Annotated in this window: 8 protein-coding genes; 4 read left to right on the top strand and 4 right to left on the bottom strand. The window is 72.8% G+C overall.

What is annotated here, in order from left to right:
• Positions 1 to 50: 50 nt before the first annotated feature.
• The gene (locus ACFUEL_RS27790) at positions 51 to 677 is read left to right on the top strand and encodes a dienelactone hydrolase family protein (RefSeq protein WP_380239504.1); all 627 of its coding nucleotides are present in this window, start codon (positions 51 to 53) and stop codon (positions 675 to 677) included.
• Between the two features lie 8 nt (positions 678 to 685).
• On the opposite strand, the gene ACFUEL_RS27795 is transcribed toward ACFUEL_RS27790, so the two are convergent.
• Positions 686 to 1,777 carry a winged helix DNA-binding domain-containing protein gene (locus ACFUEL_RS27795; protein ID WP_380239505.1) on the bottom strand — a complete coding sequence of 364 codons (1,092 nt, stop codon included), beginning with the start codon at positions 1,775 to 1,777 and terminating at the stop codon, positions 686 to 688.
• A gap of 200 nt (positions 1,778 to 1,977) precedes the next feature.
• On the opposite strand from ACFUEL_RS27795, the gene dnaE reads away from it, so the two are divergent.
• Positions 1,978 to 5,583, top strand: a complete 3,606-nt coding sequence (gene dnaE, locus ACFUEL_RS27800) for a DNA polymerase III subunit alpha (protein WP_380239506.1) — start codon at positions 1,978 to 1,980, stop codon at positions 5,581 to 5,583.
• 44 nt (positions 5,584 to 5,627) lie between these two features.
• Here the strand turns inward: dnaE and ACFUEL_RS27805 are convergent, their stop codons facing one another.
• The 3 genes from ACFUEL_RS27805 to ACFUEL_RS27815 form a co-directional block, all read right to left on the bottom strand.
• Complete coding sequence (locus ACFUEL_RS27805; RefSeq protein WP_380239507.1) at positions 5,628 to 6,164, bottom strand: RDD family protein; 537 nt, start codon at positions 6,162 to 6,164, stop codon at positions 5,628 to 5,630.
• 89 nt (positions 6,165 to 6,253) lie between these two features.
• Positions 6,254 to 6,703 carry a type II toxin-antitoxin system PemK/MazF family toxin gene (locus ACFUEL_RS27810; RefSeq protein WP_380239508.1) on the bottom strand — a complete coding sequence of 150 codons (450 nt, stop codon included), beginning with the start codon at positions 6,701 to 6,703 and terminating at the stop codon, positions 6,254 to 6,256.
• Between the two features lie 38 nt (positions 6,704 to 6,741).
• Positions 6,742 to 7,626: a LysR substrate-binding domain-containing protein gene (locus tag ACFUEL_RS27815; RefSeq protein WP_380239509.1), complete on the bottom strand. Its 885-nt coding sequence runs from the start codon at positions 7,624 to 7,626 to the stop codon at positions 6,742 to 6,744.
• Positions 7,627 to 7,697: 71 nt separating this feature from the next.
• Here ACFUEL_RS27815 and ACFUEL_RS27820 point away from each other — a divergent pair, with 71 nt between their 5' ends.
• Together ACFUEL_RS27820 and ACFUEL_RS27825 are read left to right on the top strand one after the other, a co-directional pair.
• Entirely contained in the window at positions 7,698 to 8,537 is an 840-nt protein-coding gene (locus tag ACFUEL_RS27820; protein WP_380239510.1) for a dihydrodipicolinate synthase family protein, read from the top strand.
• A gap of 217 nt (positions 8,538 to 8,754) precedes the next feature.
• The gene (locus ACFUEL_RS27825; RefSeq protein ID WP_380239511.1) at positions 8,755 to 9,783 is read left to right on the top strand and encodes an aspartate-semialdehyde dehydrogenase; all 1,029 of its coding nucleotides are present in this window, start codon (positions 8,755 to 8,757) and stop codon (positions 9,781 to 9,783) included.
• Positions 9,784 to 9,787 lie beyond the last annotated feature (4 nt).

Genomic DNA, 9,787 nt, shown 5'->3' on the forward strand with positions numbered 1-9,787 from the left:
GCCCACCGCACCGGTGGGCCGGGCCGCCGCGCGTCCCCCGATGGGCGATCATGGAGGGACCGCACCCGCAGCACCGAGGAGCCCGACCCGTGGCCGAGATCGTCCTGTTCCACTCCGCGTACGGCCTGCGCCCCGCCGTCACCGCGGCCGCCGACCGGCTGCGCGCCGCCGGGCACACCGTGCACACCCCCGACCTGTACGAGGGGAAGACCTTCGACGAGCTGGAGGAGGGCATGGCGTACCGGGACGAGGTCGGCAACGACGAGCTGCTGCGCCGGGCCGTCGGCGCCGTCGCCCCGCTGCTGCCGGCCCGGGGCGGGCTGGTGTACGCCGGGTTCTCGCTCGGCGGGTCGCTGGCGCAGAACCTCGCGCTGGCCGACGAGCAGGCCCGCGGGCTGGTGCTCTTCCACGGCACCTCGGACCTGCGGGAGGACGCCGCCACCGAGATCCCGGTGCAGCTGCACGTCGCCGAACCCGACCCGTTCGAGTCCGACGACTGGCTGAACACCTGGTACCTGTGGATGACCCGGGCCGGCGCCGACGTCGAGGTGCACCGCTACCGCGGCGCCGGACACCTCTACACCGACCCCGAACTGCCCGACCACGACGCCGAGGCCGCCGAACGGACCTGGGCGGCCGCGCTGGCCTTCCTGGCGGAGATCGACGGGCAGGGCTGAGCGCCCCTTCAGGACGCGAACACCACCCGGCGGCTCTCCGCCTCCGGCTCCAGGAAGGCCAGCAGCCGCCCGCCCTCCCGCTCCAGCTCCGGGCGGCGGCCGTGCGGCAGCAGCGGGGTGAGGGTGAGCACGGCCGCGCCGCGCTTGCACGCGTGCTCCCAGACGCCCGCGACCAGCCCGTCCACCAGGTAGGAGGCCAGCAGGGTGCCGTTGACCGCCCGGTAGACCTGCTGGTGGATCGCGGCGGGCAGCATCCGGGTGCGGTCGGCGTGCGAGAGCAGCGCGGCGTCCCACTTGGGCAGGAAGCGCACCGGCAGCTCGCCGTCCGGCTCGGCGGGCGGCGGGGCGCCGGGCAGGTCGAGCAGCTCGCGGCCGTCCTCGGCCCGGTACCGGACCAGCTCGCCCAGCTCGGCCAGCGCCGGGTCGAGCTGGCGCAGCCGCAGGCCGGTGAAGTGCGCGAGGTCGGCACGCGAGGCCGGGCCGTAGCCCGCCAGGTAGCGGCGCGCCAGCAGCGCGGTGGCGGCCGGTTCGGGCGGCAGCTCGCCGCCCCACAGGACCATCCGGGGCTTGCCGTGCGCCCGCCAGTGCCCGGACGGGGCGACGTGCACCAGCGGGAGCAGCGCCCGCGGGTAGTGCAGCAGGTCCGCGGTGCGGACCCGGCCGCCGGAGGCCGCGGCGGTGTGCTCGCGCAGCTCCTCCGCGCTGCGCGGGACGGCGGTGAAGGCCCGCAGCGACGCCTCCAGGGCGGCCTCGTCCAGGCCGGCGTCCTTGTGCCGGCCGCGCAGTTCGGTCAGCCAGCGGCGCCGCCAGGCCGCCGCCAGGTGCCCGTAGTCGGCCCCGGGGACGAGGTGCAGGGTGCCGCGCATCAGCGTCGACTTCACCACCGTGCCGTCCAGCAGCGCCGCCTCCAGCTCCCGGGGGTCGAAGCCGGGCAGCCGGGTCCACAGCGCCAGGTGCGGCGAGGGGGAGTACTGGGCCTGGAGCGCGGTCAGCCCGGTCACGGCCCCGGCGGCGGACGGCCGTTCGGTGCGGTGCAGCAGCTGGCGGGCGAAGTAGGAGGCGGTGAGCTCGCGGTCGGAGAGCGTGCGGGCGGCGGGCATCGGCGGGCCTCCTGGGTCCGTGCGGGGGTGGCCCAAGCTAACAGGCCGTCAGGACAGCCGGGCCGCCGTGTGGGGAGGGGAGGGGGCGGGCGGGGAGGATTAGACTCGGGGGCGCGATCCCGGAAGCCCTGGTCCGAGCCCCGGTGGCGGCTCGGGCCTCATGCGTTCCGGCCCTCACCCAGGACCCCGGAGGCCCCGCCTTGAGCGACCAGCCGTACGCGCACCTGCACGTCCACACCGAGTACTCGATGCTGGACGGCGCCGCCCGGCTGAAGCAGCTGTTCCAGGAGGTCGGGCGGCTCGGGCAGACCCACGTCGCGATGACCGACCACGGCAACATGTACGGCGCGGCCGAGTTCCACAAGCAGGCCGTCGCGGCGGGCATCACCCCGGTGATCGGCATCGAGGCGTACGTGGCGCCGGAGTCGCGGTCGAACACCAAGCGGATCCTGTGGGGCCAGCCGCACCAGAAGAAGGACGACGTCTCGGCGTCCGGCGCGTACACCCACAAGACCATCTGGGCCCGGAACAAGGAGGGCCTGCACAACCTCTTCAAGCTGACCTCGCGCTCCTACGCGGAGGGCTGGCTGGTGAAGTGGCCCCGGATGGACAAGGAGATCATCGCCGAGCACGCGGCGGGCCTGATGGCCACCACCGGCTGCCCGTCCGGCGAGGTGCAGACCCGGCTGCGGCTGGGGCAGTTCGACGAGGCGCTCCGGTCGGCGGGCGAGTACCAGGAGATCTTCGGCAGGGAGAACTACTTCCTGGAGCTGATGGACCACGGCCTGGAGATCGAGCAGCGGGTCCGCGACGGGCTGGTCGAGATCGGCCGGAAGCTGGGCATCCCGCCGGTGGTCACCAACGACTCGCACTACACCACCGAGGCCGACGCGGGCGCGCACGACCTGCTGCTGTGCGTGCAGACCGGCAAGAACCTCTCCGACCCGGATCGCTTCCGGTTCGACGGCACCGGCTACTACATCAAGTCGGCCGCCGAGATGTACGCCCTGGACTCCTCGGACGTCTGGCAGGAGGGCTGCCGCAACAGCCGGCTGCTGGTCGCCGAGCGGGTCGACACCGCCGGCATGTTCGAGTTCAAGAACCTGATGCCGCGCTTCCCGATCCCGGAGGGCTTCGCGTCCGAGGCGGACTTCTTCCGGTCCAAGGTCTGGGAGGGCATGGACCGGCGCTTCCCGGGCGGCTACGACGAGGAGCACCGCAAGCTCGCCGAGTACGAGATGGACACCATCGTCCAGATGGGGTTCCCGGCGTACTTCCTGGTGGTCGCCGACTTCATCATGTGGGCCAAGAGCCAGGGCATCGCGGTCGGTCCGGGCCGCGGCTCGGCGGCCGGTTCGCTGGTCGCCTACGCGATGGGCATCACCGACCTCGACCCGATCCCGCACGGCCTGATCTTCGAGCGCTTCCTCAACCCCGAGCGCGTCTCGATGCCCGACGTCGACATCGACTTCGACGAGCGCCGGCGCGGCGACGTGATCCGCTACGTGACCGAGAAGTGGGGCTCCGACAAGGTCGCCATGATCGTCACGTACGGCACCATCAAGGCGAAGGCCGCCATCAAGGACTCCTCCCGGGTCCTCGGCTACCCCTACGCGATGGGCGACCGGATCACCAAGGCGATGCCGCCGGACGTGATGGGCAAGGGCATCCCGCTGTCCGGCATCACCGACTCCTCGCACCCGCGCTACGGCGAGGCGGGCGAGATCCGCAGCCTGTACGAGAACGACCCCGACGTGCGCAAGGTGATCGACACCGCGCGCGGCATCGAGGGCCTGATCCGCCAGCCCGGCGTGCACGCGGCGGGCGTGATCATGTCGGCCGAGCCGCTGACCGACCACATCCCGGTGTGGACCCGGCACACCGACGGCGTCACCATCACCCAGTTCGACTACCCCACCTGCGAGAGCCTCGGGCTCCTCAAGATGGACTTCCTCGGACTGCGCAACCTGACGATCATGGACGACGCGGTCAAGGCGATCGAGAGGAACAAGGGCGTCAAGATCGAGCTGCTCCAGCTGCCGCTGGACGACAAGCCCGCCTACGAACTGCTCGCCCGCGGCGACACGCTGGGCGTCTTCCAGCTCGACGGCGGCCCGATGCGCTCGCTGCTGCGCCTGATGAAGCCCGACAACTTCGAGGACATCTCCGCCGTCCTGGCGCTGTACCGGCCCGGCCCGATGGGCGTCGACTCGCACCTCAACTACGCCTTGCGCAAGAACGGCCAGCAGGAGATCACCCCGATCCACCCGGAGCTGGCGGAGCCGCTGCGGGAGGTCCTGGAGCCCACCTACGGCCTGATCGTCTACCAGGAGCAGGTGCAGAAGGCCGCGCAGATCCTGGCCGGCTACTCGCTCGGCCAGGCCGACCTGCTGCGCCGCGCGATGGGCAAGAAGAAGAAGGAGATCCTGGAGGCCGAGTTCGTCCCGTTCCAGCGCGGCTGCCGGGAGCGCGGCTACTCGGACGCGGCGATCCAGGCGGTGTGGGACGTGCTCGTCCCGTTCTCCGGCTACGCCTTCAACAAGGCGCACACCGCGGGCTACGGGCTGGTCTCGTACTGGACGGCCTACCTGAAGGCCAACTACCCGGCCGAGTACATGTCGGCGCTGCTCACCTCGGTCAAGGACGACAAGGACAAGTCCGCGGTCTACCTCAACGAGTGCCGCAAGATGGGCATCCAGGTGCTCCCGCCGGACGTCAACGAGTCGGACGCCAACTTCACCCCGCACGGCAGCGAGACCGTCCGGTTCGGCCTGACCGCGATCCGCAACGTCGGCGGGCCGGTGGTGGAGTCGATGATCCGCACCCGGAGGTCCAAGGGGAAGTACGCCTCCTTCCCGGACTTCCTGGAGAAGGTCGAGTCGGTGGTGTGCAACAAGCGCACCGTCGAATCACTGATCAAGGCCGGCGCGTTCGACTCGCTCGGACACACCCGCAAGGGCCTGAGCGCCCGGTTCGAGCCGATGATCGACAACGTGGTGGGGATCAAGCGCAAGGAGGCCGAGGGGCAGTTCGACCTGTTCAGCTCCGCTGACATCGGGCAGGGCAGTTCCGCTGACACCGGGCAGGGCGGCTCCGCCGGGACCGGGCAGGGCGGGGGGGACGCCGTCCCGGGCGAGCCGTCCTTCGGGCTGGACGTGGTCTTCGCCGAGGACGAGTGGGAGAAGCCCTTCCTGCTCGCCCAGGAGCGCGAGATGCTCGGCCTGTACGTCTCCTCGCACCCGCTGCACGGCATCGAGCACGTGCTCGCCGACAAGGCGGACTGCGCGGTCGCCGACCTGGCCGAGCGGCCGGACGGCGCGATGGTGACCATCGGCGGCATCATCTCCGGCCTCCAGCGCAAGATGACCAAGCAGGGCAACGCCTGGGCGATCGCCACCGTCGAGGACCTGGCGGGCTCGATCGACTGCATGTTCTTCCCGGCCAGCTACCAGCTGGTCTCCTCGCAACTCGTCGAGGACGCCGTGGTGTTCGTCCGCGGCAAGCTCGACCGGCGGGAGGACGTGCCGCGGCTGATGGGCATGGAGCTGTCGGTGCCCGACCTGAGCAACCTCGCGGCGCAGCTGCCGATCGTGATCACCGTGCCGGAGGACAAGCTGACCCCGCCGATCGTCGGCCGGCTCCGCGAGGTGCTCGTCCACCACAAGGGCAGCACCGAGGTCCACGTCCACCTGCGCGGGGAGACCAAGACGGTGGTGCTGCGGCTGGACCGGCACCGGGTGAAAACCGACCCGGCGCTGTTCGGCGACCTCAAGCAGCTGCTCGGACCGAGCTGCCTGGCGAGCTGACGCGACCGGGCGGGGCTCCGGCGGAGCCCCGCCCGGACGGCGGGTCAGAGCTCCTTGACCACCAGGGTCTTGGCGCCCTTGTCGTGGAAGCACTGCTGGAGCGGCTTGTCCCACAGCAGGGACAGGCAGTTGACCAGCGAGAACAGGCCGCCGACGAAGGGCACCAGGATCGGGCCGCCGTAGATGCCGACCCGGGTCCACAGCTCGGCGTCGGTCGGACGGCCGCCGTGGGCCGCGCTGACCACGCGGAGCTTCATCGCCTTCTTGCCGACGGTCTGGCCGTGCTGGGTCAGCAGCATGGCGGCCTCGTAGCACATCATGACGACCGCGCCGAGCAGGCTGTAGAGGAGGCCGTCCACGGCGGCGTACAGCAGGACCGCGGGCACGAGCAGGACCGCGGTGTCGATCAGGCGGGCCAGGAAGCGGTCCGCCGGCGCGGCCAGCACCCGGGTGCCCGGAGCGGGCTGCACACCGGGCCACACGCCCGGGGCCAGCCAGCCCGGGAGCCCCGCCTCCTGCGGGTACTGGCCGTACGGCTCCTGCGGAGGCCCGTAACCGGGAGGGGTGTGGCTGCTGCTCATCCGTGCGACTCCAGCTCAACTGTGGGGATCCTGGAGCCCGTTGTACCGGTACGGGGGCGGGCGGGGGAGGAGGATCCGGCAATCGTTACTCAGCGCCAGCGGTAGCGCCGCCGCAGCGCGTCGACCACCAGCTGGAACCGGGCCCGGTCCAGCGCGCACGCCTCGCGCCGCATCCCGCCGTCGCGCACCCGGAACACCCGGTCCAGCGCCACCCAGGAGTCCCGCCCGCTGCGGTCCCACGGCCCCGCGCCCAGCGGCACCCAGTCCCGGTCGTCGTCGTGGCCCTTGCTGGACAGCATCACCGTCAGCAGCGAACCGCCCGCCTCCCGCGCCACCACCAGCACCGGCCGGTCCTTGCCCCGCCCGTCGTTCTCCTCGTACGGCACCCACGTCCAGACGATCTCGCCCGGATCCGGGTCGCCGTCGTGGTCCGGCGCGTACTCGGTGCGCACCGGGCCCACGCCCTCGGCCCGGACCTCCACCGTGGCGTCCGGCCCGAACCGGCCCGGCTGCTCCTGCTGCTCGTTCAACTGATGCATGGCGGAAGGCTAGCGAGCGTCCGTGAACGGCGGGAAGGTCAGGTCGGGCGCAGTTCCCCGGGCACCGCCGCGTGCAGGGCCGCCGCGAAGGCCGCCACCGCCGGGTGTGCGGCGCCGCCGGAGCGGAAGGCGGTGCGGGTGCGCCGGTACAGCGGCAGCCGGGTCAGCACCACGCCCGGCGGGCAGCGTCCGATGCCCAGGTGCGGCACCAGCGCCACCCCCTGGCCCACCGCGACCAGGGCCAGCTGGGAGGCGAAGTCGTCCACCCGGTGGCGCACCCGCGGGCCGAACCCGGCGGACTGGCACACCCGTTGGACCATCGTGTGGCAGAGCGTCCCCGGCGGGGAGGTGATCCACGGGCTGTCCCGGTGCCCGGCCAGGGTGCCCGCCGAGCGGGCCGCCAGGTACAGCGGCTCGGCGAACACCGGGTCGGTCAGCGCGATCCCGTCCTCCGGCTCGCCCGGCACCAGGTCGTACTCGTGCACCAGCGCCACGTCCAGCTCGCCCGCCCGCAGCGCCGCCGCCACCGCCGCCGGGTCCACCTCGCTGACCATCGCCTCCAGCTCCGGGTGCCGGGAGGCCAGTTCGGCCAGCGCCGCGGGCACCAGGGCGCGCACCGCGGACGGGTAGGCGCCGATCCGCAGCGGCCCGGCCGGGCCCGTCCGGGCGCGCGCCAGCTCGGCGCCCGCCCGCTCCAGCAGCTCCAGCACCGCCTCGGTGTGCCGCACCAGGTTCCGCCCCGCCGGGGTCAGCGCCACCCGCCGCCCGGACCGCTCCAGCAGCGGCACCCCCGCCTCCCGCTCCAGCACCGACAACTGCTGGGACACCGCCGAAGGGCTGAACGACAACGCCTCCGCGACCGCCGCGATCGTCCCCAGGTGGGCCAGTTCGCGCAGCAACCGCAGCCTTCGCACATCGAGCATCGGCCCAGCTTACGAGAAGCATCACCAATGTGAACTGGACCTGCACGGTCGCCGCCCGGCAGGCTTCCCGCATGGAACTCCACGGCATCCACGTCCCGCTGGTCACGCCCTTCACCGCCGACGGCGCCCTCGCCCTCGACGCCCTCGAACGGCTCGCCCACGACAGCCTGGAAGCCGGAGCGGCCGGCCTGGTCGCCCTCGGCACCACCGGCGAACCCGGCTCGCTGACCGACGCCGAACAGGACGCGGTGATCGAGGTCTGCCGCCGCGCCACCGACGCCCACGGCGCCGTCCTCACCGTCGGCGCCGGCCACGGCGGCACCGCCCGCACCGCCGCGGCGCTCACCGCCCTGGACGGCCGGGCCGACGCCGCGCTGGTCGCCGTCCCCGCCTTCGTCCGCCCCGGCGAGGCCGGGGTGCTCGCCCACTTCCGGGCGCTGGCCGCGACCAGCCCGCTGCCGCTGATGATCTACCACATCCCGTACCGCACCGGGCAGCCGCTCGGCGCCGCCGCCCTGCTGGACCTGCTCGCGCTGCCCGCCGTCGCCGGGATCAAGTACGCGCCCGGCGGCATCGACGAGGAGACCGTGGCACTGCTGGCCGCCGGACCGCGCGGCGTACTGGCCGGCGACGACCTGTTCGCCTCCCCGCTGCTGGCCCTCGGCGCCGACGGCGGCGTACTGGCCTCCGCGCACCTGGAGACCGCCCGCTTCGTCGCCCTGCACCGGGCCTGGCAGGACGGCGACGCCGCGCACGCCCGCAAGCTCGGCGCCGAACTCGCCGGGCTCTCCCGGTCCGTCTTCGCCGGGCCCAACCCGACCGCGCTGAAGGCCCTGCTGCACCGGGCCGGCCGGATCCCGAGCCCCGCGGTGCGGCTGCCGCTGCTCGCGCACGACCTCGGGGGCGAGTGAGGGGACGGCCGCGGGGACGGCCTCGGGGGTGAGTGAGGGGACGAGCGAGGGGGGCCGGAACGCGCGCAGGATTTCCGGTGGGGAAGGCCCGGCGCAGGAGGGATTTCCGTCCCGGACGGCAAGCGTTCACGCTTTGGGACACCCCCACCGAAACCCGCTCTGACAAGGCATGATGGGCCGGGACAACCGGCCCAACCGGTAGCAGGAGGAGAGACGGATGAAGATCGGCATCGTAGGTGCCACCGGTCAGGTCGGCGGCGTGGTCCGCGAGATCCTGGCGGAGCGGGACTTCCCGGTGGAGCAGTTGCGGCTGTTCGCCTCGGCCCGCTCGGCGGGGCGCACCCTGCCCTGGAAGGACACCGAGGTCACCGTCGAGGACGCCGCCACGGCCGACTACAGCGGCCTGGACATCGTGATCTTCTCGGCGGGCGGCGCCACCTCCAAGGAGCTGGCCCCCAAGGTCGCCGCCGCCGGAGCCGTCGTCATCGACAACTCCTCCGCCTGGCGCCGCGACCCCGACGTCCCGCTGGTCGTCTCCGAGGTCAACCCCGAGGCGATCGCGAACCGCCCCAAGGGCATCATCGCCAACCCGAACTGCACCACCATGGCCGCGATGCCCGTGCTGCGCCCGCTGCACGAGGAGTCCGAGCTGGTCACCCTGGTGGTCTCCACCTACCAGGCGGTCTCCGGCTCCGGCCTGGCCGGCGTCTCCGAGCTGTACGAGCAGGCGTGCCAGGTCTCCGAGAAGGCCGACCAGCTCGCCTTCGACGGCGGCGCCGTCGAGTACCCGGAGCCCGGCGTCTACCGGCGCCCGATCGCCTTCAACGTCGTCCCGCTCGCCGGGTCGGTCGTCGACGACGGCAGCAACGAGACCGACGAGGAGCAGAAGCTCCGCCACGAGAGCCGCAAGATCCTCGGCATCCCCGACCTCAAGGTCTCCGGTACCTGCGTCCGCGTCCCGGTCTTCACCGGCCACTCGCTGCAGGTCAACGCCCGCTTCGCCCGTCCGCTCAGCCCCGAGCGCGCCACCGAGCTGCTGACCGGCGCCCCCGGCGTCGTGCTCACCGACATCCCGACCCCGCTGCAGGCCGCGGGCCAGGACCCGAGCTACGTCGGCCGGATCCGCGTCGACGAGACCGCCGAGCACGGCCTGTCGCTCTTCCTGTCCAACGACAACCTGCGCAAGGGCGCGGCGCTCAACGCCGTGCAGATCGCCGAGCTGGTCGCGGCCGAGGTGCGCGGCTGACCGC

The organism is Kitasatospora sp. NPDC057198, assembly GCF_042670125.1.
Taxonomy (GTDB): domain Bacteria; phylum Actinomycetota; class Actinomycetes; order Streptomycetales; family Streptomycetaceae; genus Kitasatospora.

Coding starts and splice junctions, on each gene's coding strand:
- ACFUEL_RS27815 (WP_380239509.1), bottom strand. CDS start 7,626: ATGCTCGATGTGCGAAGGCTGCGGTTGCTGCGCGAACTGGCCCACCTG.
- ACFUEL_RS27825 (WP_380239511.1), top strand. CDS start 8,755: ATGAAGATCGGCATCGTAGGTGCCACCGGTCAGGTCGGCGGCGTGGTC.
- ACFUEL_RS27790 (WP_380239504.1), top strand. CDS start 51: ATGGAGGGACCGCACCCGCAGCACCGAGGAGCCCGACCCGTGGCCGAG.
- ACFUEL_RS27820 (WP_380239510.1), top strand. CDS start 7,698: ATGGAACTCCACGGCATCCACGTCCCGCTGGTCACGCCCTTCACCGCC.
- ACFUEL_RS27795 (WP_380239505.1), bottom strand. CDS start 1,777: ATGCCCGCCGCCCGCACGCTCTCCGACCGCGAGCTCACCGCCTCCTAC.
- ACFUEL_RS27805 (WP_380239507.1), bottom strand. CDS start 6,164: ATGAGCAGCAGCCACACCCCTCCCGGTTACGGGCCTCCGCAGGAGCCG.
- ACFUEL_RS27810 (WP_380239508.1), bottom strand. CDS start 6,703: ATGCATCAGTTGAACGAGCAGCAGGAGCAGCCGGGCCGGTTCGGGCCG.